Genomic DNA, 21660 nt, shown 5'->3' with positions numbered 1-21660 from the left:
CCATTTCCCTCAAACCGCGTCGTACGAGAAGCGCCGCGCAATCGCCAGCAGCGCATGTTCCAGCAGCAAGCCCACCACCCCAATCACGAAGATGGCGATGACGATGTGCTCGACCTTCAGGTTGTTCCACTCGTCCCACAGCCAGAAGCCGATGCCGACCCCGCCGGTGAGCATCTCGGCCGCGACGATCACCAGCCACGCGGTGCCGATGGACAACCGCACGCCCGTCAGCATGTACGGCAGCACGGCGGGAAACAGCACGCGCGTGAACACCTTCCATTCGGAGAGATTCAGCACGCGCGCCACGTTCAGGTAGTCCTGCGGCACGCGCGTGACACCCACGGCGGTGTTGATGACCATCGGCCAGATCGAGCAGATGAAGATGGCCCAGATGGCCGCCGGGTTGGCCGACTTGAACAGCAGCAGCCCGATCGGCAACCACGCCAGTGGCGACACCGGCCGCAGCAGGCTGATGATGGGCGAGGCCATGGCATTGAGGAACGCAAACCGGCCAATCAGGAAGCCCGCCGGAATGCCGATGACCGCCGCCATGCCAAAGCCCGCGCCCACCCGCGCCAGCGATGCCAGCACGTTCCAGCCCACACCCTGGTCGTTCGGGCCGTTGCGGTAGAACGGATCGGCGAAGAGCGCGACGGCGGCCTTCCACGTGACCGCCGGTGTCGGCAGCGCCGGGATGGCCGTGGCAATGCCCTGCCATGCCAGCACGAACAGCGCAAAGCCCAGTACGGGCGGAAAGCCGCGCACTACGGCGGCGACGAACCAGTCGCGCCAGGTAATGCGGCGACGGGCAGGGGCGGCGTCGGACTGCACACCGGGCAAGGCTTTGGCAAGCGTGTTCATATCGGGCTCCATCGACGTGAAGGACCGCAATCAGAAGGGGAAGTGGGCCAGCGCGTGTCTCAAGCTTTGAGCTTGAAGCCGTCAGCGTACGCGGCGGGGTTCTTGGCATCCCACACCACGCCGTCGATCAGCTTGGCGGTGCGCATGTCGCTCTTGGGCAGTGGCGTGCCGGTGGCGGTGGCGGCCTGCTTGTAGATGTCGATGCGGTTGACCTGCTTGGCCACGGCCAGATAGTCCGGATGCGCCTTCAGCAGGCCCCAGCGCTTGTGCTGCGTGAGGAACCACATGCCGTCCGACAGGTACGGAAAGTTGACCGCGCCATCGTGATAGAAGCGCATCGGGTCCGGATCGTCCCAGGTCTTGCCCAGGCCATTCGAGTAGCGCCCCAGCATGCGGTCGAGAATGATGTCCATGTCGGTGTTGACGTACGACTTGGCGGCGATGGTCTCGGCCGTCTTGCGGCGGTTCGACGCCGACGCATCGATGAACTTCGACGCCTCCAGCACAGCGGCCGTGAGCGCTCGCGCCGTGTTCGGATACTTCTGCACGAACTCCGCCGTGGTGCCGAGCACCTTCTCCGGATGGTCCTTCCAGATGGCCTGCGTGGTCTCGGCGGTAAAGCCGATGTTGTCGGCAATCGCGCGGGCGCCCCATGGTTCACCGACGCAAAAGCCGTCCATGTTGCCCACGCGCATGTTGGCGACCATCTGCGGCGGCGGCACGGTAATCGCCTTCGCATCCTGCAACGGGTGGATGCCGTGCGCGGCCAGCCAGTAGTACAGCCACATCGCGTGCGTGCCGGTCGGGAAGGTCTGGGCAAAGGTGTAGTCGCGCTTGTCCTTGGTCATCGCGGCCCTCAACGACGCGCCATCCTTGACGCCCGCTTGCCGGAGCTTGGACGACAGCGTGATCGCCTGGCCGTTGTTGTTGAGCGTCATCAGCGCGGCCATGTCCTTCTTCGGGCCACCGATGCCGAGCTGCACGCCGTAGATCAGGCCATAGAGCACGTGCGCCGCATCCAGATCACCCGACACCAGCTTGTCGCGCACGCCGGCCCACGAGGCTTCCTTGGACGGCGTGATCTTGATGCCGTACTTCTTGTCGATGCCGAGCATGGATGCCATCACCACCGAGGCGCAGTCCGTGAGCGGGATGAAGCCGATCTTCAACTCGGTCTTCTCGGGTGCATCGGAGCCAGCGGCCCAGGCACCGGCACGCACCAGCGGATCGATCAATGCCACGGCACTACCTCCTGCGATGGTCGCCGCGGCTTTCATGACGCTGCGGCGCTTGGGGTTGATCGGATTGACGAGGGTGTCGGTCTTGTCTGGCGCGGCCATCCATGGCTCCAAAGAAAAGGCGTCCCGACGCGTGCCATCGCCCATCGCCGGGGATGGGTCGCAGAGCCATGCGTCGGGACGCCGTTGTCCCATGCCGATACCCACGTCGGCACCGGCTTCACAGCGACACTTGCAAGGGGTATGCCAACGTTGAGCGATGGTCGGCGGTTCGCGTTCGGTACTTCACGTGCCGAGATTTTTTCTCGGCATTCCGAGTTCAAAGCTCCACACGTCGAGAATTTTTCTCGGCATTCCGAGTTCAGAGCTCCACGCGTCGAGCTTTTTTCTCGGTGTTCCGAGTTCAGGACTCGACCCGCAAGGCTTTTAGCTTGGCGATTAGGGTTCAGAGCCCGGTCGGTGGGATTCTGAACTCCGAGAGTGCGAGGCTTTTCGCCCGGCGCCTGGCGCGCCGAGCTCGGCGCATCAGGCTTTTCGCTCGGTGTTTGACGCTTGGAACTCGGCACTCGAGGGTTTGCCCCCGCGTTCGAAGCTCGGAACCCGGCGCGCGACTGGTGCGTCGGCGGCGCCGGAGTTGTGCGTTGCACCAAAACCGGGCGGATGCCCGACCGCTCAGCCGGCCATCACGTCAATCACGCGCTGGGCCGCTTCCACGAGCTTGATGTTGCGGTCCATCGCCATCTTGCGCAGGCGCTTGAAGGCGTCGTCTTCCGACAGGTTCATCTGCTTCATCAGCAGGCCCTTGGCGCGCTCCAGCACCTTGCGCTCGGCCAGTTGCGTCTTGGCGGTGTCCAGTTCGGCGCGCAGGGCGCGCTCGTGCTCGAAGCGGGCGTAGGCCACGTCCAGCACGGCTTTCACACGCGTGGGCTTGATGCCGTCGACGATGTAGGCGGTGATGCCGGCCGCAAACGCCGACTTGATGCGCGCGGAGTCGTCGTTGTCGGTGAACAGCACGATGGGGCGCGGCGCGTGCTGGGTGGCCACGCAAACGTGCTCGATGGTGTCCCGCGCGGCCGATTCGGAGGCGACGATCACCATGTCGGGCTGGGTCTGGGCGATGCGGTCGGGCAGCGTCAGGTCGGCGTCGGCCAGGCCCACGTCCACAAAGCCGGCCTCGGCCAGCCCGGCGCGGATCAGCTCCAGGTTGATCCGTTCGGCGTCAAGCGGATCGCGCACCAGCAGCACGCGCATCGGCGCGGCCGAGGTGGGGGCGGCGGGCGGTGCGGGCGGAGTGGGCGGCTTCGTTTGCATGGTGCAAAGTGGGGCGTTGTGCACGTCGCTTATGCAAGAACCGCGCCGGGCGGTGCGGGTGTATCCTCGCAAACTCGTCGGTCGCCGGGGGGCGGTGGCCGCAGTGTCCCCACCTGTTCCAATCCAGCTTAGTCCGAGGAGACCCGCATGACCGATTTCGTCGTCACCCCGCCCGCCGTCAATGGCATTCCCGTCCGTGGCGGGCAAGGCCAGTTTCCGGTGCGCCGTGTGTACTGCGTCGGCCGCAACTATGCCGCCCACGCCCGCGAGATGGGTTCCGACCCCGACCGCGAGCCGCCGTTCTTCTTCTGCAAGCCTGCCGACGCCGTGCGTTACATCGCCGACGGCGAGACCGGCCAGTTCGTCTATCCGACCGAAACCAAGGATTGCCACTACGAGATCGAACTGGTGGTCGCCATCGGTACGGGTGGCCGCGATATCTCCGTGGAAACGGCGGCCAACCACATCTACGGCTATGCCATCGGCCTGGACATGACGCGCCGCGATTTGCAGAACGCGGCGAAGAAGGGCGGCCGCCCGTGGGAAACCGGCAAGGCGTTCGACGGCTCCGCGCCCATCGGGCCCATCGTGCCGGCCAAGGACGTGGCGCACCCCAACAAGGGTGCCATCACGTTGTCGGTCAACGGCCGCGAGCACCAGCGCGGTGATCTGTCCGACCTGATCTGGTCGGTGCCGGAAACCATTGCGTATCTGTCGCGCCTGTTCGAACTGCGCCCCGGCGACCTGATCTATACCGGCACGCCCGAAGGCGTTGGCCCCGTCGCCGTTGGCGATCTGATGGTCGGCCAGATCGAGGGCGTGGGCGAGCTGCATGTGAAGGTCATCTGATAGACCCGATAGAAGAGTCAGAAGCCATGTCGATCAAGCTGTACAACTACTTCCGCAGTTCGGCGTCGTTCCGTGTGCGCATTGCCCTGGAGATCAAGGGCCTGCCGTACGACTACGCGCCGGTCCACCTGCTCAAGGGCGAGCAAATGGCGCCCGATTTCGTCAAGCTGAACCCCGATGCGCTGGTGCCCGTGCTGTGCGACGGCACCGACGTGCTGAACCAGTCTTTGGCGATCGTCGAATACCTGGAAGAGACGCACCCCGAGCCCACGCTGCTGCCGGGCTCGGCCAGCAACCGCGCGCATATCCGCGCGATTGCCCTGGCGATTGCCTGCGAGATCCATCCGCTCAACAACCCGCGCGTGCTCAAGTACCTGAAGAACACATTCAACGTGGAAGAGGACGCGCGCAATGAGTGGTATCGCCACTGGGTGAAGCTCGGCTTTTCGGCGCTGGAGACGCGGCTGTCACAGTCGCCGCTGACCGGCGCCTATTGCGTGGGCGATACGCCGACGCTGGCCGATCTGTGCCTTGTGCCGCAGGTGTTCAACGGCAAGCGGTTTGATGTGGCGGTAGAGGATTACCCGACGCTTGCGCGCATCTTTGAGCACTGCATGGCGCAAGAGGCGTTTGCGCGGGCTGCGCCTGCGGCGCAGCCGGATGCGGCTTGATTGAGAGGGCGGGGGCGTTGCGCTAGCAAGTCCCCTGTCACTGTCTGAAGGCACAGTGAGCACGCTGGCCGGCTTCCGTTAACCGTTACTCCTGAATCTCGAATTGAAAGGGGACTTCCGGATGCGTGAATCGCAATCGAACCTCTTTCTGGATAGGTACAAAGCGCTGGTGCTCAAAGACGTAATACGACAACAGCAATCCCGCCCGATGTTCTTGTTGTGTGTCGAGCAGATACGTGTTCTTCGGAAAGGCGACCCTGCCATCCTTCGTCACCGTGATCGCCCGGCACGATGAAAGCAAGCTTGGCAGATGCAGGAACGTTGCTTTGCCGCGCGGCGACAATGGGTTGAGCAGCAGATATATCTGTGTATGTCGATTGGCTTCACCCGAGCCGTTACTTGCCCCCTCTATGCAAAGAGCGGCCGGATGGGTGCTTGTCTTTGAGGCTAGAAATACGTTGGCGCTTGGTGGGTAGATGTCTGAAGGATGCTCCCCAGGAAAGGCTGTCGCTCGCGCAAGGCGATAGGCGGCGCTGTTGACTGTGATGCGATTTGGCGCAATTTCAACGCGCACCGGCTTTTCTTCCAGAGACGCTTGAAGTTTCACATAGCTACCGAGTTGTCTCGGCAGGGCATAGGTGGAGTCGCGATCGAACTCGATTGGCTCGCCGAAGAATTTGTGAGATCGCGTGGCGTAGAAGCTGTCGTAATCTTCGAAAATCTCCCCGGCGTTGGCGTTCTTCGCCAGGGCAATCGCTGCCGCAGCCAGAATCGCTGAGAATTTCATCGGTATGCCTTGCCTCCTTCAGTGCAAGGCATGCTGCTTTGGCCGCTGGATATCCGGATCTTCGTTGGCGCTCACCCACACTTCCTGATGCGTGCTGAACACTGCCCATAGTCCGGCGCTGCTTAACGGTTCTTGGCACACGTCGAGGCGAGCAATCGCCGCTTGCATCAAACGCTCAAAGTCCGTGTCGCTCAGTTCATCGGTGGCCTCTAGTTCTTTCTCATAGTTGTGCAGGCCGAGCGAGGCCCACTCTTCACGCATGAAATCGAATACCCACTGATTGAACGAGAACGTGATGTCTCCCAAGCCCTTGGGGATGTCATACGAGAGCGGTACGCATCGGATGCGCGGCGCACCCCCCTTGCATACCACCGCGGTCGGGGTCGCCATCGAAAGCCCCAGTGTCAGCATGCAGTGCAACGGTCCATCAACACCGTGGGCATGCGCCAGCAGGTCGAACTCCTGCAAAGGAATTGCTTTCCAATTATTACTGTCGTCTGGGCGATGATACTTGTTACGCAAGCGAGCGTAGCTGTGCGCCAGTACGCGCGAGGCAAAAATGATAGGGCCGGTCATGTCTTCGCCCATTGTTCCTGTCCATGCAGGCTCAATGAACAGACCCGTCTTGAGGATACGACGACGGACCACTACCCACAATGAGATTGGTGCAATATATTCAGTCTTTATCATTCGATTTTTGATTACCATTGCGACATATCCAGGAGATCTTTTAGAAATGAATTCTGAAATTCTCTCAATTTATAAATGCAGTTTTCATAAATGGCTGGATACATCGTCCCATCATTAGATTTTTTCCATTTTGAGCCTGCATCGCGCTGCAAATCGCAAAATCTTTCAGATTCTTTTTGTGACGCCATGTACTCGTCTAGTAAGCGTGCATGTGAACTGCCGGGGGGGATGCTTTTCGCTATCTCCTTGTAGATATTCTCATTCTCTTCGGTAAATTTTGCGCTCAATGCTTGATAGCACTGAGTGTCTCCATATCCACCACCAAGATGTTTCAGGCAATCAGAAGAGTTATCCGAGCTCGCAATCGCAAAATGTGATGCGGTCAGGAAGAATAATGCACATGCTTTAGTGGGATGCATCGTAGATCCTCATGGTGAAAAGTCTCGCTTCTGAAGCCCGCCTTGCGCGAACCCCGCTATTGCTTCCGACGCGATAGGTTGGCAAGAACGCCCCTGTTGCCACGTAATCACCCGTATTGACTCTCTGGACCAAAGTGTCCGCACCCTGCCCCGCCCCGGTGTTGTAAACGATGCTAACGAGAGCATCATATTCATGCTGAAACAGCGGCACGTGCACGCTGTTGTTCAAGCGGCGCTGTGCAATAGAAATATCCTTCCTCTTGAATTCTCTGGCGCGCTCCAAAGAGATGGTCTGGCCCGCAACGATATGATCTTCGGGAAGAACCCTATGCCCGCAGCCAATTGTCAGAATTCCGACGTTGTCGTAGTAGGCCTTCAGTATGAAGCCATCGGTAACTAAATGTCCTTGGAAGTTTATTCCGTTTAATACGCCAGATTCCCATTCTGCGATAAAAGATAGGCCTCTATCAGTAATGGTCCATGGCTTCGGTGATCTGGCGATCGAGACGGTCACGCAGGAGTCTTGCGTGGAATTTGTCGTCGCTACACAAACTGGATCTGACATTAAAATTTATCCCGGTGACCAATGTAAATGGCGATTCTTTTTGAAAAATCGGTCCGAAACCTTTGTGTCTTTCCAGAATGATCCGTTACCCCGTATTGCAACTCACCTGATGGGGGTTTGATGGTGTAGTACATGTTAGCCATCGGAAAGCCGCTATCATTCACCAACATGAACTGTTCATCAAAAATATCCGATTGCTCTGAGTTGGTGACCTCAGGCAACGGATCGACATTCGCCCTCAAACCCATCCCGGTGAGTTCATCACCGTCAAATGAGATGTACATGGTGTTTTGCGAAGCAATCAGGCGTGGAGGTGGATTGCACTTGCACAGGCAAATATCATTTTCAAGCAGTGCCTGCTTCCCTTGGAATGTAATCTCCCGCATGGGCGGTACATTGCATGCGCGGCCTGTAGATTTGCAGGCAGGGCAAATGATAAGTGCACCGTTATAGGACAAGGCTATGCCGTGATGTGTACATGTGTGGTCGCCATCAACTACCGTTCCGCCCGCTGTGGTCTTATCCCCAACCCGGATGAGATTCCGTCGCATATTTTTCTCTCCACCAATAGATCGCTGCATGTTGCAGTGGCGGGGATCGAAGAACAACCTTGGAATTGGTTTGTTGACAACTATTTGCATTGAAGTCAGGGAAAATCCGTCTAATCGTTCATTTATTGATCATGAAACCTCGATTTGAATCTATTTAAGATCTGAATAAAATTTGTACGTAGCGCAAAATCGGTTGGGGAGATCCGATTTCAGTCAGGCTTTTTCGTGAGGAGTGCGGGTATCAGATTCAGCGCCAGCCTACCGTCGACAGCTTGGCCTTCAGCCTGCCCTGCGCATATTCCCGACGCCTTCGCGCAACGAAGGCCGGGTCTGGCGATCCGCAACTTACCTCCTCAGCGGGGGCAATCGATATGCTGTTGCCCTCGGCACTCTGCTCTCGTGTACTGCGGCGGGCTGGGTGGGAAGATCGCAAGGTCTACCGGTTTTCTCGGGAGACTGGTTCGCCAGCCTGCCGTCAGGCCCGCTACCCCTCAACCGCTCATCTGGCGAGGAAAGGCGTGCCTCTGATTGACATCCTCAGGAAGGCGTTATGCCTCTCACTCAATCGGTGCAAGACATCGCCTTCTATCCTTCGCCGCCGATTCCAACGGTGTACCAATAGGGCGCTCCACATGCGCAGGTGTTCTTACGTATGACGCAGCGCACGCTGCGTCGGCATCGCGCATTTGAGCCGATGCTCTTGCGCGAACGCTAGACAACGCGCTAGGCGCGAAGCCAGTGGATGTCGGGCGGGGTTTCTCGATGCTATTAGTGCGTACGCGTTGCTTGCGCTGGAGGAGTGCCGGTTAAGCCTAGCCATACGGCGCGTACTGGTTGACGTGGAGCACCGATAGGTTCAGCCACAAACGAAAACGCCCTGAACGGGTCAGGGCGTTTCCAGGCCTTCAAGTAGGGCAAGACACTCAGCCCAGCAGGGCGTCCGCAAATTCGCGCGCAGAGAACGGCTGCAGGTCTTCCACCTGCTCACCCACGCCGATGAAGTACACCGGCACCGGCCGCTGCCGCGCGATGGCGGCCAGGATGCCGCCCTTGGCGGTGCCATCCAGCTTGGTGACGATCAGGCCCGTGAGGCCCAGCGCATCGTCAAAAGCCTTGACCTGTGCCAGCGCGTTCTGTCCCGTGTTGGCGTCGATCACCAGCAGTGTTTCGTGCGGTGCCGTGGACATGGCCTTGGCCGTCACGCGGCGCACCTTCTTCAGCTCTTCCATCAGGTGCAATTGCGTCGGCAGGCGGCCGGCCGTGTCGGCCATGACGATGTCGATGCCGCGTGCGCGGGCTGCATTCACTGCGTCGAAGATCACGGCGGCCGGGTCGCCCGATTCCTGCGCCACCACTGTCACGTTGTTGCGCTGGCCCCAGACCACGAGCTGCTCGCGCGCGGCGGCGCGGAACGTATCGCCGGCGGCCAGGAGCACCGATTGGCCGTAGGTCTGGAAGTGCTTGCACAGCTTGCCGATGCTGGTCGTTTTGCCGGCGCCGTTGACGCCCGCAATCATGATCACCATCGGCTGCTCGCGGCCGAGCACCATGGTTTTTTCCAGCGGGTGCAGCAGTTCGATCAGCAGATCGCGCAGCGCCGTCTTGACGCCCTCGGCGGTTTCGATGCGCTCGGCCTTGATGCGGCGGCGCAGTTCGCCCAGGAGATATTCGGTGGCATCGACGCCCGCGTCAGCCATCAGCAGCGCGGTTTCCAATTCCTCGAACAGCGCCTCGTCCACCTTCACGCCGACGAACAGCGTGGTCAGGCTCTTGCTCGTCTTCGACAGGCCTGAGCGCAGGCGCGACATCCAGCCCTTGCGGGCCTGTTCCACCACGGCTGGGGTCGGTACGGTTTCGACGTCGTCGGCCAGCATGTCGAGCGTGGCGGGCGCTGCCGGCGCTGCGAGCGGTTGCGGCACGGCAACCGGAGCCGGTGCAGCGACAGGTACGGGCGCAGGTGCAGGTGCAGCAACGGCAGCGGGTGCTGGCGTGGGAGCGGCGGCAGGTGCGGGTGGGGCAGCCGGGGCCTGAACGGCTTCGGGCGTGGCAGCGGGTGCCGGTTGGGCGGCCGGCTGCGGCTCTGCCTTGCGCTTCTTCCAGAAACTAAACATCGTAAGAGGCAGTCTATTTCGCCGTTAGAATCAAGCGTCGAATTTTATCAGACGGCCCTTATGCGCTCTTCCATGCGAATCGTTTCAAGCCGGGCCCGGTCGGGCGCCTGGCAACTGGCCGCGATGGCCCTGGCGGCCAGCCTCCTGGCAGGCCACGTTGGTGCGCAGGAGTTGGCTGCTGCGCCGTTACGCCCGGCAGCCACCACTGCCAGCGGCATCAAGGTTGGTGCCAGTCAATCCGACACGCACGAATACAAGCTCTCCAATGGCTTGCGCCTGATCGTCAAGGAAGACCACCGCGCGCCCACCGTGGCCCACATGGTGTGGTATCGCGCCGGCAGCATCGACGAGCACAACGGCACCACAGGCGTCGCCCACATGCTCGAGCACATGATGTTCAAGGGCACCCAGGCCGTCGGCCCTGGCGAGTTCTCCCGCCGTGTAGCCGCCATGGGTGGCCGCGAGAACGCCATGACCACGCGCGACTTCACGATGTATTTCCAGCAGATCGAGAAATCGCACCTGGCCGATGTGATGGGGCTCGAAGCCGACCGCATGGCCAATCTCCAGCTCACCGACAAGGAGTTCAAGCCGGAGATGAACGTGGTGAAGGAAGAGCGCCGCATGCGCATCGACGACTCCGCCCGTTCGACCGTCTACGAGCAGATGCTCGCCACGCTGTTCAACGCCGCGCCGTACCGCAACCCGACCATCGGCTGGCCGGGCGATCTCGACACGATGACGGTGCGGGACGCGCAGAACTGGTACCACGCCTGGTACACGCCCAACAACGTCACCGTAATCGTCGCGGGCGATGTGAACCCCGATGAAGTTTTCCGCCTTGCGCAGCGCACTTACGGCAAGCTCAAGCCGCACGAACTGCCGCGCCGCTATGCGCAGGAGGAGCCACAGCAGATCGGCGTCAAGCGCATCTGGGTCAAAGCGCCGGCCGAGAACCCATACGTGGTGCTGGCGTACAAGACGCCGCCGCTCAAGGATGTTGAGAAGGACGTCGACCCGTATGCGCTCGAAGTCCTCTCCGCCGTGCTCGACGGCTACGACAACGCGCGGCTGTCGAGCCAGTTGGTCAAAGGTGAGAAGCGCATCGCTGACGACGTCAACGCCGGCTACGACGGTACCAACCGCGGCCCGTCGATCTTCCTGATGGACGGCACGCCCGCCGACGGCCACACCACCGCCGAGATCGAACAGGCCCTGCGCGCGCAGATCGACCGCATCGCCAAGGAAGGCGTGACCGATGCCGAGTTGAAGCGCGTCAAGGCACAGGTCGTGGCAGCGCAGATCTACAAGCGCGACTCGGTGTTCGGCCAGGGCATGGAGATCGGCATGAACGAGATGACGGGCCTGTCGTGGCGCACCATCGACCGCCAGCTTGAGAAGATCAAGGCCGTCACATCCGAGCAGATCCAGCACGTCGCCAAGACGTACTTCAACGAAGACAACCTCGTCGTGGCGACGCTGTTGCCGCAACCGATCGATCCCAATAAACCGGCGCGCAAGCCTGTTCCCGGCATGCGCGAAGAAGGAGGGCTGCGTTGATGCGCGCCATGTCCCTGACCCTGAAGACGGCGCTGGCCGCCATCATTGCGGCGGCCGCGCAAGGTGCGCTCGCCGCGCTGCCCATCGAGCACTGGACGGCTGCCACCGGCGCGCGCGTGTACTTCGTGCCGAGCCCGTCGATCCCGATGCTCGACATCAACCTCGATGTGGATGCCGGTTCGCGCTATGAGCCGGCGGCCAAGGTCGGTCTCGCATCACTCACCGCCGGCATGCTCGACAAGGGTGTCGCCGCGCAGGGCAACGCCACGGCGCGTGACGAGGCCGCCATCTCCGACGCGTTTGCCGATGTGGGCGCGAGCTTTGGCGGCGGCGCCGGTGGCGATCGCACCAGCCTGCGCCTGCGCACGCTCTCGGACCCCGCCGAGCGTGGCCCGGCCATCGCGCTGATGACGCAGATCGTCTCGGCGCCCACCTTCCCCGACACGGTGCTCGCGCGCGACAAGCAACGCCTGGTGGCCGCCATCCGTGAATCGCTGACCAAGCCATCGGTGCTGGCCGAGCGCGCGTTCGGCACAGCCATCTACGGTACGCATCCGTATGGGCAGACGGCCTCGCCGGAAACGGTGGAAAGCATCACGCGCGACGACATCGTGCGGTACTACCAGGCGAACTACACGGCCAAGCGGGCGGTGGTTACGCTCATCGGTGCGATCAGCCGCCAGGAAGCCGAGTCCATCGCCGAGCAGATCACGCGCGGCCTGCCCGCTGACGGCGCCACGCCGCCTGTGCTGCCCGACGTGAAGATGCCGCTGGCCAAGGCCGAGGCGATCCGCATTCCGCATCCGGCGCAGCAGGCGACCATCATCCTCGGCCAGCCCGGCATCGCACGCGGCGACAAAGACTATTTCCCGCTGCTTGTCGGCAACTACGTGCTGGGCGGCGGTGGTTTCAGCGCGCGCCTGACCAACGAGGTGCGCGAAAAGCGGGGCCTGACGTACAGCATCGGCAGCTACTTCGCGCCCGCTGCGCAGCCCGGTCCGTTCGAGCTGGCGCTGCAGACGCGCAAGGACCAGACCGAGGAAGCGCTGGGCGTGGTGCGTGACACCGTTGCCAAGTTCGTCGCCGATGGCCCGACTGACGTGGAGTTGAAGGCCGCCAAGGACAACCTCGTCAATGGTTTCCCGCTGCGACTGGACAGCAACCGCAAGCTGCTGGACAACGTGGCCAACATCGGCTGGTACAACCTGCCGCTGAACTACCTGGACACCTGGACGCAACGCATCGCGGCCGTCACGCGCGAGCAGGTGCGCACGGCGTTCCAGCGCGTGCTGCAGCCGCAGACCATGGCGACCATCGTGGTGGGTGGCCCGGCAACGAACTGACGCACGGCACCTTCAACCTAAAAAAACCGGCGGCGATCCCGCCGGTTTTTGTTTGCGCCCACTTACAATCGCGCCCATGGCACCTCGCACTTCAAGCTCCAAAGGCCCCAAAGCCAAGACCGCCACGTCGCACGCACGCGCACCGCAGCAGGTGCGCATCATCGGCGGACAGTACAAGCGCACGCCGCTGCCGGTTGTCGACGCCGACGGCCTGCGCCCAACCAGCGACCGCGTCCGCGAAACCGTCTTCAATTGGCTCGGCCAGGACCTGACCGGCTGGCGTTGCGCCGACATCTTCGCCGGTACCGGTGCGCTCGGTTTCGAGGCGGCCTCGCGTGGCGCAGCGCATGTCGCGCTCGTCGAGAGCTACGCCCCGGCCGTGCGCGCGCTGCAGGCCGTGCGCGACAAGCTGGGCGCGCGCATGGTCGACATCGTTTCCGGCGATGCGTTTGCCTGGCTTGCCCGCCAGCCCGATGGCGCGTTCGACGCGGTGTTCATCGACCCGCCGTTCGCGCAGGACTGGACGTTGCGTGCGTTGGAAGGCGCGATCCGCGTGGTCAAGCCGGGCGGGGTGATTTACCTGGAAGCGCCGCAGCCACTCGTGGAAGTGAGTGCTGATTCACCATCGTCCGCAACGGCGACGGGCATTCCGTTGCCTGCCGAAGTGGCGCTGCATAAACATCTGCGTGCTGGTGCGGTGCACGCACATTTGCTGCTGCGCAAAAACGGTTAAACTACGCCGCTCGCAACCGGTGCATGGGCATCGGGCGGCACCTGCGACGCAGGCGCTTGCCCCGCCCAGTGGCCGGCGGCGTGCAGCGGCAGGCTCGGGATCTGCCGCGCTCGACAACGCAACGGCGTCCGAACGCAGACAGGCGCGGCCATGCCCCACGCCGCGCACGACGGATGCTTTTTCCCCTTGGTGGAGGAACCATGGTGATCGCGGTTTATCCCGGCACTTTCGATCCGTTCACGCGCGGCCACGAAGACCTCGTCCGGCGCGCGTCCAACATCTTCGACGAACTGATCGTCGGAGTGGCGCATAGCCCGAACAAGCGGCCGTTCTTCGCACTGGAAGAGCGCATCGAGATCGCGCGGGAAGTGCTTGGTCACTACCCGAACGTGCGGGTGGAAGGGTTTTCCGGCCTGCTCAAGGATTTCGTGCGCAAGAACAGCGCACGCGTGATCGTGCGGGGCCTGCGTGCCGTGTCGGACTTCGAATACGAATTCCAGATGGCCGGCATGAACCGCTACCTGTTGCCGGACGTGGAAACCATGTTCCTCACGCCGTCGGACCAATACCAGTTCATCTCGGGCACGTTTGTGCGCGAGATCGCCATTCTGGGTGGTGATGTCAGCAAGTTCGTGTTCCCCTCGGTCGAGAAATGGCTTAACGAGAAGACGGGTAAGTCCGAAGCGTCTGACAAATCGGCATAAAATGACGGTTTGGCGGGAGCGCTCCCGCGGGTCATTTCAAGGAAGGCATCATGGCGCTCATAATTACCGATGAGTGCATCAATTGCGACGTGTGCGAGCCCGAGTGCCCGAACAACGCAATTTCGATGGGCCCGGAGATTTACGTGATCGATCCGGGTAAATGTACCGAGTGCGTCGGCCACTTTGATGAGCCGCAGTGCCAGCAGGTGTGTCCGGTCGACTGCATCCCCAAGGATCCGGCGCACGCCGAGACGCACGAGCAGTTGATGCAGAAGTACATTCAGCTCACCTCCGCTTCGCGCGCGGCTTGAAGCAAAAATGCGGCAAGAAAAAGAGACGGCTCAGGCCGTCTCTTTTCATTTCGGGCGCCGCTCATTCGATTGGCAGCAGTTCCTCTGGCCCGTCGTACATATAACCCGGCGCACAGACGATGCGATAGAGCGGGCGATGTGGCCGTGGCGGGCGCGGCACCACATGGGTGGGCGGCGCTGTCGGAGCTTGCAGGAATGGCTTCGGACCGCTTGACGGTTGGCGCACGAAGCCGGTAGGCGGCGCTGGAGTCGCCGGGCTGATTACCACAGGCATTGGCGTTGGGTATGGATACGGGTACGGCACTGGCCCGACATAGACACGATGGCAATAGCGCACACCTTCTTGTGCGACCACCACCTTCTGCTGCTGTTCACGGCGCGCCTGTTCGGCAGCCTGCGTGGCAATTTGCGCCTGGCGGGCTTCTTCGGCAGCCTGTGCGCGGCGCCGTGAGGCTTCCATATCACGCACCTCAGCCGCTTCGGCACTGGCCCGTTCGCGGGCGGCCTTCTGATCAGCGGCGCTCGGCGTGTTGTCGATCATCGGCACCGGCGTCGCGCGTGTACCGCAGGGATGATCGGAATACGTCGTCTGGCCGTTCTCGTTGCAGCGATAGACCTGAGCGTGCGCCGCCGGGCTCGACAGACCAAGCGCCAACCCCGCCAACGCGGCGGCGCGCAAGGGGAGGGAGGCGAGCGGCTTCATTGCGGTGTCCTTGGTGTTGGCGAATCAGCCAGCGGTATGCAGGCGCATCATGGCCTTTTCTGCGTTGCCGGCAACCAGGTCGGGCAATGCGTCCAGGCTCCGATCGATGGCACGGTCGATCTGTTCCTGCTCTTCCTTGCGGGGCGCTTTCAGCACGAAGTTGGCGACATCATGCTGGCCGGACGGCGCTGTGCCCGGCGGCAACAGGTTGCGCGGATGACCGATCCCCAGCCGCAGTCGCCAGAACTGCTGCGTGGTCAGGTGCGCTGCGATGTCCTTCAGGCCGTTGTGCCCGCCCGATCCGCCGCCGAGCTTGAGCTTGACCGCCCCTGGCGGGAGGTCCAGTTCGTCATGCACGACCAGGATCTCGTCGGGCATGACTTTGTAGAAGCGGGCGAGGGCCACGGTGGAGAGGCCCGAGCGGTTCATGAACGTCTGCGGCTGTAGCAGCCACACCTCGTGGCCCCACAGGTTGGCGCGCCCCGCGTAGCCGTGGAAGCGCGTTTCGTTGCGCAGCGTGATGTTGCTGATGCGCGCGAGCTGGTCGACCAGCCAGAAGCCGGCGTTGTGTCGCGTGGCCGCGTATTCGGCGCCCGGATTGCCGAGCCCGACGATGAGTTTGATCATGCAATTCGTATCAGGGTGAGGTGCAGGAGGCGCCCCTTGATCGTACAAGCATAGCCGCTTTCGCCACGCCAATAGAGAGGAGGTCGTGCGGCCAGGCAGGAAATACGGGCAGAAAAAAAGCCCGGCGAGACAGGCTCGACGGGCTTTTCCGTGTCGCACCCATTGGTGCGACGGTGCGGCAACCTTAGGCTGCCGGCTTGCTTTCGCTTTCGGCGGCGCCTTCAGCGGCAGCAGCCTTTTCGCCGGCCGGCACGCTGATGTTGGCCACGGCCGGGTTCTCATCGCCACCGTGGGTGAGGATGGTCACGCCCTTCGGCAGCTTCAGGTCGGAGATGTGCAGGGTCTGGCCAATTTCCAGGGCACCCAGGTCCACTTCGACGAACTCGGGCAGGTCGGCCGGCAGGCACGACACTTCAACGTCGTTCAGGATGTGGTTGACGATACCGTGGCCCAGCTTCACGCCCGGCGCATTCTCCTGGTTCTTGAAGTGCAGCGGCACCTTGACGTGGACCTTTTCCTTGGCCGACACGCGTTGGAAGTCGACGTGCAGAACCAACTGCTTGAACGGGTGCAGTTGGAAATCGCGCAGCAGTGCCTTTTCCACCTTGCCAGCCACTTCGATGTCGAGGATCGACGAGTGGAAGGCTTCCTTCTTCAGCGCGTGATACAGCGCGTTGTGATCGAGTTCGATCATCTTCGGCTCAGCACCGCCACCGTAAATGATGGCCGGGGTCTTGCCGGCATTGCGCAGGCGGCGGCTCGCACCAGTGCCCTGAACGCTACGCTCGAAAGCGACAACTTTCATGATTGCTCCAAACGAAAAAGACGACTCGCGACCAAGCCGTCTGGTGAACGGGGCGCAACATTGCGCCCCGCAAACACTGCAAAAGTCCCGTCTAGCCGACGTTTTCTGCAGTAAAGCTTTGAATTATAACAGGAACCCTGGCGCCAGCCGAATCATTCGGCAAACAGCTCCATGATCGATTCGCCCTTGACGATACGGGTGAAGGTGCTGGCCAGCAGCGGCGCTGTCGACAGTTGGCGAATCTTGCCGCACTTGAGGGCGTCTTCGCGCAGCGGAATCGTGTCGGTCACGACCACTTCGTCCAGCATCGAATCTGCAATGCGGGCCGCTGCACCACCCGACAGCACTGGATGCGTGCAGTACGAGAACACCTGCTTGGCGCCACGTTCCTTGAGCACCTGGGCAGCTTTGCACAGCGTGCCGCCGGTGTCGATCATGTCATCCATGATCACGCAGTTACGGCCTTCGACTTCACCGATGATGTTCATCACCTCGGCCACGTTGGCCTTGGGGCGGCGCTTGTCGATGATCGCCAGGTCGGTGTTGAGCTGCTTGGCCAGTGCGCGCGCGCGCACCACGCCGCCGACGTCCGGCGACACCACCAGCAGGTTGTCGTAGTTCTTCTTGCGCAGGTCTTCGAGAAGGATCGGCGATGCGTAGATGTTGTCGACCGGAATGTCGAAGAAACCCTGGATCTGGTCAGCGTGGAGGTCCATCGTCAGCACGCGCTCGACACCGGCGACTTCCAGCATGTTGGCTACCACCTTGGCGGAGATGGCCACGCGCGCCGAACGCGGGCGGCGGTCCTGGCGGGCATAGCCGAAGTAGGGGATGGCGGCCGTGATGCGGCGGGCAGACGCGCGCTTGAGCGCGTCGACCATCACCATCAATTCCATCAGGTTGTCGTTGGTTGGGGCGCAGGTGGATTGCAGGATGAACACGTGCTTGCCGCGCACGTTCTCCTGGATTTCGACCTGGACTTCACCGTCGGAGAAGCGGCCCACGAGAGCCTTGCCGAGCGGAATGCCTAGATGCTTGACGACAGCTTCTGCGAGTTTCGGGTTGGCGTTGCCGGTAAAAACCATCAAGCCTTCGCTGCTCATCGGGGCACCTGTTTTTCGACTTCAGACGCGCCGGTCAGTTAAAGCACCAACCGGGCTATTGCTGGGAACATGAGGAAGAAAATGGCAGGGGCGGAAGGATTCGAACCTACGCATGCCGGAATCAAAATCCGGTGCCTTAACCAGCTTGGCGACGCCCCTACACAACCTATCGGTTACCGCCTCCATTGCAGAAGCGATAACTGCAAACCTTACACAGCAAATCTTGCGAGCGGGTGATGCGTCAGACCTGCCGCACACCGACCTTCCCATTCGGAAGGCACCTGATCCGCTACCGCTTGCGCATGCTCGACGTTGTCGAACGGAGCAAACACGCAGGCGCCGGATCCGGTCATTCTTGCCAGAGGGCTGAATTGACGCAGCCAGACAAGTGCTCGGGCGATTTCGCCGTATTTCCTTTCCGCCACTGCTTGCAGGTCGTTGCGACCGTAAGCGAAAACAATTTGTTGGTCAGGAAAGTCCGTAATTATGGTGAGTGGCGTATCGCGTGTCAACCCTTCATCGGAAAAAATTGCGGGGGTGGGTACATGCACGCGCGGATAGATGACCACGAACGTGGCGGGCGGCAGCGTGACGGGCGTGAGCTGTTCGCCGATGCCCTCGGCGAAGGCGTTCTGGCCGAACACGAAAAAGGGCACGTCGGCGCCGAGTCTCAGGCCCAACGCCATCAACGTCGCACGCGGCAGATCGAGGCCCCACAGGCGGTTGAGTGCGAGCAGCGTCGTGGCCGCGTCGGACGAGCCGCCGCCGAGGCCGCCACCCATCGGCAGGTGTTTCTCGATCGCGATGTCGGCGCCGTACGTGCAGCCGGTTTCGGCCTGCAGCAGGCGTGCGGCGCGGATCACGAGATCGTCGTCAGCCGGCACGCCGGGGATGTCAGTGGTGCGCACGAGGCGGCCGTCGGTGCGACGCGCGAAGTGCAGCGTGTCACACCAGTCAATCAACTGGAAGACGGTCTGCAACAGATGGTAGCCGTCGGCTCGACGGCCGACCACGTGCAAGAAGAGATTGAGCTTGGCGGGCGCGGGACAGTCGCGCAACTCGGTGGGCGCGGAAGACATGACGATACGATGACGGCGCAGGATGGATTAGGGATCCAGCACGAGCCGCACCGAAAGCGGCCCATTGGTCCCTTGTGGGCGATCGAGATCGAGCCGGCGGATGCGTGCGTCGGCCGACGCATCGTCCGCCCAGGCGACGTAGTGCACGGTCCAACCGTTCTGCACGATGGTCTCGGGGCGCGATTGCGCGTCACGCGCAACGCGGGCGGGCGTGTCAGGGGCAGGACGGGCGCGCAGCCAGTCGCGCAGGCCCGACACCGGCAGCGAGAAACCGAGCGCGTCCTGCATCAACGTATCGACCTCGGGCGCCCGGCGTGGCGGCTGGTTGGGCAGTTCGAGCGTCGCACCTTGCGGGCTCTGACTGACGATGGCCAGCGTCTGGCCCAGCGGCGACATCAACTCAAGCTGCACATCCGTTCCGCGCTCGCGCCACAGGAAGCTACCCACCGCGCTCTGCTCGGCGTTGCCCTGCATGTAGCGTGCGGAGAAGCGGCCCTGGTAGCGCGTGATGGTGGCGTCGGTATCCTGCGCTCCGGCGAACAGGTCGTTGGCTGGGCGCAAGCTCGCGCAACCGGAAAACACCGTGCAGGCGGCACCCAGCATCAGCGCGCCGAGCGCACGCGCGATTGGCAAACTTCGCTGCAACGCCATCAGTTCGCGCTCATGGGCACGTCGGGGATTGGCTGGCCAAAGCGGCGCAGTGTCTCGCGCAGGGTGGCATCGTTGATGTCGAGCTTGGCGGCTTCCGTCCATATCTGGCGTGCATCGTCCTGCTTGCCCGACTGCCACAGCACTTCGCCCAGGTGCGCGCCGATCTCGGCTTGCGGGGCGGCGGCCCATGCTTTCTTGAGGATGTCGGTGGCGGCGGGCAGATCGCCGCGGCGGTATTTGACCCAGCCGAGGCTGTCGGCGATGTAGGGATCGTCCGGGGCCAGCGACACGGCCTTCTCCAACAGCTCCTGCGCCTCCTGCAGGCGCACGTTGCGATCGGCCAGCGAGTAGCCGAGCGCGTTGTAGCCGATGGCTTGGCCCGGGCGCAGGTCGATCACCTTGCGCAGCAAGGTTTCCATGTTGTCGTAGTGGCCGTCGTGTTCTTCGAGCATCGACAGTTGATACGTGTATTCGACGTTGTCCGGGTCGTTCTTCAGCAGTTCGTTGACGCGGGCGCGGGCGCGGCCATAGGCCTTGGCGTCCATCAGCATGCCGATCTCGGCCTGGCGGATGCCATCCATGAGGGCCTGGCGGCGCGGGCCGTCTGGCACGTCTTCGGCATCGGCGACGAGTTCATCGAAGGCTTGCTGCGCTTCATCGATGCGGCGCAGCTTGCCAAGCAGTTGGCCGCGCTTGATACCCGCGGCTAGTGCGATCTGGCCGTCGGCATCGCCGTTGGCCGAGCCGGTGATCTTGTCGACCCAGGCGAGTGCGCCGGCGTAGTCGCGCTTTTCTTCGGCAAGCTGGGCGAGGCCCTGATAACCGGGCTCGGGGCTCAACGTGGGCGACTTGGCGGTCAGCGAGACATATTCCTTCAGGTAACGCTCGGCCGTGTCGTACTGGCGTTGCTGCAGGTTCAGCAGGCCCAGCGCCAGTGTGATGCGGGCGTCGTTGGGGGCGATCTTCTTGACCGCTTCGAACTCGGAGCGGGCCTGGTCCTGCTGGTCGCGCACGAGGTACATGCGCGCAAGCGCCAGGTGGCCGTCGATGGAAGCAGGGGCAGCCTTCAGGAAGGTGCGCAGGCCGGCAATGGCGGCGTCGGGGTTGTCGTCGGCGCGCAGTTCGGCCGCCAGGATGGCGGCCTCTTCATAGCCGGGGCGCTGCTTGAGTGCGGTGTCCAGCTCCGACAGCGCGCCCCGTACGTCCTTGGCCGCGACCTTGGCGCGTGCCAGGGCGAGATGCGTCTCGGGGCGCTGCATGTCATGCGCGACGATGTGCTGCAGCGCGGTCACGGCACCGGCCGGGTCGTTGCTCTTGGACATCTGCTGCTGCAGTTGCAGGATGGCATCGGCACGCTGGCCGGGCGAGATCTTGTTCAACTGCGCCTGCAGCATCGGCTCGACTTCGGACCATTGGCCTGTGGCCACCAGCAGGAGCTGCTGCACCTGGCGCGCCTGCATCGAGGTCGGCGATAGCTCGACCCACACTCGGGATGCCCTGAGCGCCTGCGGGGCTGAGCGGGTCAGGAAGGCGATCTCGGTCGCCCGCTGGGCGAAGCGCGGGTCGCGCGTGTCCTGCGCAAGGGCGAGGTAGACGCGGTACGCCGGCTCGGGTTGGCCACGCTGCAGTGACACCTCAGCGGCCAGCACTTGATACATGATGTCCCCGGTGAGCGGTACCGATGGCAGGTCCGACCGTTCCGAATTCAACAGGCCGCCGCGCGGGCGCGAGCGCTCGAACTGGGCGGTTGCTCGGCTGCCGGCGCCGCTTTCCTGCGCTGCCTGAGCGATCAGTGCCGGTGCTGTGACAGCATTTGCCGCCCATGTCGGCAGGCTTGCCAGCCCTCCCGCCACCAGCGCGGCAAGCAAAGCCGCTTGGCTGCGTGGAAATCGTCGCGAGCGTTGCGTCGCGGACGAACGGGGGAAGGCGTGGGACATGATCTCAAGGCTCCGGATGGGGTTCGAGGCATTGTAGCCTGACCGCTACAA

At 62.6% G+C, this 21660-nt stretch carries 23 protein-coding genes and 1 tRNA gene; 7 read left to right on the top strand and 17 right to left on the bottom strand.

Features of this window, described 5'->3' with window-relative positions:
• Nucleotides 1-9: 9 nt before the first annotated feature.
• The 3 genes from ntrB to B4F51_RS19950 form a co-directional block, all read right to left on the bottom strand.
• Nucleotides 10-861, bottom strand: a complete 852-nt coding sequence (gene ntrB, locus B4F51_RS19960; RefSeq protein WP_296228384.1) for a nitrate ABC transporter permease — start codon at nt 859-861, stop codon at nt 10-12.
• A gap of 59 nt (nt 862-920) precedes the next feature.
• Nucleotides 921-2201, bottom strand: a complete 1281-nt coding sequence (locus B4F51_RS19955) for a CmpA/NrtA family ABC transporter substrate-binding protein (RefSeq protein WP_296228382.1) — start codon at nt 2199-2201, stop codon at nt 921-923.
• Nucleotides 2202-2771: 570 nt separating this feature from the next.
• The gene (locus tag B4F51_RS19950; protein ID WP_296228381.1) at nt 2772-3410 is read right to left on the bottom strand and encodes an ANTAR domain-containing response regulator; all 639 of its coding nucleotides are present in this window, start codon (nt 3408-3410) and stop codon (nt 2772-2774) included.
• A 147-nt stretch (nt 3411-3557) separates the two neighbouring features.
• Here B4F51_RS19950 and B4F51_RS19945 point away from each other — a divergent pair, with 147 nt between their 5' ends.
• Together B4F51_RS19945 and maiA are read left to right on the top strand one after the other, a co-directional pair.
• Nucleotides 3558-4259: a fumarylacetoacetate hydrolase family protein gene (locus B4F51_RS19945; protein WP_296228380.1), complete on the top strand. Its 702-nt coding sequence runs from the start codon at nt 3558-3560 to the stop codon at nt 4257-4259.
• 26 nt (nt 4260-4285) lie between these two features.
• Nucleotides 4286-4930, top strand: a complete 645-nt coding sequence (gene maiA / locus B4F51_RS19940) for a maleylacetoacetate isomerase (protein WP_296228379.1) — start codon at nt 4286-4288, stop codon at nt 4928-4930.
• Nucleotides 4931-5015: 85 nt separating this feature from the next.
• Here maiA and B4F51_RS19935 read toward each other — a convergent pair whose 3' ends face one another.
• From B4F51_RS19935 to ftsY, 6 genes are all read right to left on the bottom strand, one after another.
• Nucleotides 5016-5717, bottom strand: a complete 702-nt coding sequence (locus B4F51_RS19935; RefSeq protein ID WP_296228377.1) for a hypothetical protein — start codon at nt 5715-5717, stop codon at nt 5016-5018.
• An 18-nt stretch (nt 5718-5735) separates the two neighbouring features.
• Nucleotides 5736-6425 carry a hypothetical protein gene (locus tag B4F51_RS19930; RefSeq protein ID WP_296228375.1) on the bottom strand — a complete coding sequence of 230 codons (690 nt, stop codon included), beginning with the start codon at nt 6423-6425 and terminating at the stop codon, nt 5736-5738.
• Complete coding sequence (locus tag B4F51_RS19925; protein WP_296228373.1) at nt 6419-6826, bottom strand: hypothetical protein; 408 nt, start codon at nt 6824-6826, stop codon at nt 6419-6421. The genes B4F51_RS19930 and B4F51_RS19925 overlap by 7 nt, the downstream gene beginning before the upstream one ends.
• A complete protein-coding gene (locus tag B4F51_RS19920) occupies nt 6813-7340 on the bottom strand; it encodes a lysozyme (protein WP_296228372.1) in 528 nt (175 codons plus the stop codon). The genes B4F51_RS19925 and B4F51_RS19920 overlap by 14 nt, the downstream gene beginning before the upstream one ends.
• 50 nt (nt 7341-7390) lie before the next feature.
• Nucleotides 7391-7942 carry a PAAR domain-containing protein gene (locus tag B4F51_RS19915; RefSeq protein WP_296228370.1) on the bottom strand — a complete coding sequence of 184 codons (552 nt, stop codon included), beginning with the start codon at nt 7940-7942 and terminating at the stop codon, nt 7391-7393.
• A 923-nt stretch (nt 7943-8865) separates the two neighbouring features.
• A complete protein-coding gene (gene ftsY / locus B4F51_RS19910) occupies nt 8866-10053 on the bottom strand; it encodes a signal recognition particle-docking protein FtsY (protein ID WP_296228367.1) in 1188 nt (395 codons plus the stop codon).
• A 60-nt stretch (nt 10054-10113) separates the two neighbouring features.
• Between ftsY and B4F51_RS19905 the strand changes: the two genes are divergently transcribed.
• The 5 genes from B4F51_RS19905 (at nt 10114) to B4F51_RS19885 (ending at nt 14704) form a co-directional block, all read left to right on the top strand.
• Nucleotides 10114-11613 carry a M16 family metallopeptidase gene (locus B4F51_RS19905; RefSeq protein ID WP_296228365.1) on the top strand — a complete coding sequence of 500 codons (1500 nt, stop codon included), beginning with the start codon at nt 10114-10116 and terminating at the stop codon, nt 11611-11613.
• Entirely contained in the window at nt 11613-12956 is a 1344-nt protein-coding gene (locus tag B4F51_RS19900) for a M16 family metallopeptidase (RefSeq protein WP_296228363.1), read from the top strand. The genes B4F51_RS19905 and B4F51_RS19900 overlap by 1 nt, the downstream gene beginning before the upstream one ends.
• Nucleotides 12957-13032: 76 nt before the next feature.
• Nucleotides 13033-13689, top strand: coding sequence for a 16S rRNA (guanine(966)-N(2))-methyltransferase RsmD (gene rsmD, locus B4F51_RS19895; RefSeq protein ID WP_296228361.1), 657 nt, complete (start codon nt 13033-13035; stop codon nt 13687-13689).
• Between the two features lie 200 nt (nt 13690-13889).
• A complete protein-coding gene (gene coaD / locus B4F51_RS19890) occupies nt 13890-14393 on the top strand; it encodes a pantetheine-phosphate adenylyltransferase (RefSeq protein WP_296228359.1) in 504 nt (167 codons plus the stop codon).
• Between the two features lie 50 nt (nt 14394-14443).
• Nucleotides 14444-14704 carry a YfhL family 4Fe-4S dicluster ferredoxin gene (locus B4F51_RS19885; protein WP_296228357.1) on the top strand — a complete coding sequence of 87 codons (261 nt, stop codon included), beginning with the start codon at nt 14444-14446 and terminating at the stop codon, nt 14702-14704.
• Nucleotides 14705-14765: 61 nt separating this feature from the next.
• Here the strand turns inward: B4F51_RS19885 and B4F51_RS19880 are convergent, their stop codons facing one another.
• The 8 genes from B4F51_RS19880 to B4F51_RS19845 form a co-directional block, all read right to left on the bottom strand.
• The gene (locus B4F51_RS19880) at nt 14766-15407 is read right to left on the bottom strand and encodes a DUF4124 domain-containing protein (RefSeq protein ID WP_296228356.1); all 642 of its coding nucleotides are present in this window, start codon (nt 15405-15407) and stop codon (nt 14766-14768) included.
• A gap of 24 nt (nt 15408-15431) precedes the next feature.
• A complete protein-coding gene (pth, locus tag B4F51_RS19875; RefSeq protein ID WP_296228354.1) occupies nt 15432-16034 on the bottom strand; it encodes an aminoacyl-tRNA hydrolase in 603 nt (200 codons plus the stop codon).
• 184 nt (nt 16035-16218) lie between these two features.
• Nucleotides 16219-16839 carry a 50S ribosomal protein L25/general stress protein Ctc gene (locus tag B4F51_RS19870; RefSeq protein WP_296228351.1) on the bottom strand — a complete coding sequence of 207 codons (621 nt, stop codon included), beginning with the start codon at nt 16837-16839 and terminating at the stop codon, nt 16219-16221.
• Nucleotides 16840-16991: 152 nt separating this feature from the next.
• Nucleotides 16992-17942: a ribose-phosphate pyrophosphokinase gene (locus tag B4F51_RS19865; RefSeq protein ID WP_296228349.1), complete on the bottom strand. Its 951-nt coding sequence runs from the start codon at nt 17940-17942 to the stop codon at nt 16992-16994.
• Between the two features lie 82 nt (nt 17943-18024).
• A tRNA-Gln gene (locus B4F51_RS19860) sits at nt 18025-18101 on the bottom strand.
• Nucleotides 18102-18151: 50 nt separating this feature from the next.
• A complete protein-coding gene (gene ispE / locus B4F51_RS19855; RefSeq protein ID WP_296228346.1) occupies nt 18152-19021 on the bottom strand; it encodes a 4-(cytidine 5'-diphospho)-2-C-methyl-D-erythritol kinase in 870 nt (289 codons plus the stop codon).
• Nucleotides 19022-19048: 27 nt separating this feature from the next.
• Nucleotides 19049-19654 carry a lipoprotein insertase outer membrane protein LolB gene (gene lolB, locus B4F51_RS19850; RefSeq protein WP_296228344.1) on the bottom strand — a complete coding sequence of 202 codons (606 nt, stop codon included), beginning with the start codon at nt 19652-19654 and terminating at the stop codon, nt 19049-19051.
• A 17-nt stretch (nt 19655-19671) separates the two neighbouring features.
• The gene (locus tag B4F51_RS19845; protein WP_296228341.1) at nt 19672-21609 is read right to left on the bottom strand and encodes a tetratricopeptide repeat protein; all 1938 of its coding nucleotides are present in this window, start codon (nt 21607-21609) and stop codon (nt 19672-19674) included.
• Nucleotides 21610-21660 lie beyond the last annotated feature (51 nt).

The sequence above is a fragment of the Ralstonia sp. UBA689 genome (assembly GCF_002298975.1).
Classification (GTDB): domain Bacteria; phylum Pseudomonadota; class Gammaproteobacteria; order Burkholderiales; family Burkholderiaceae; genus Ralstonia.
This window is presented reverse-complemented; position numbering and strand designations above follow the sequence as displayed.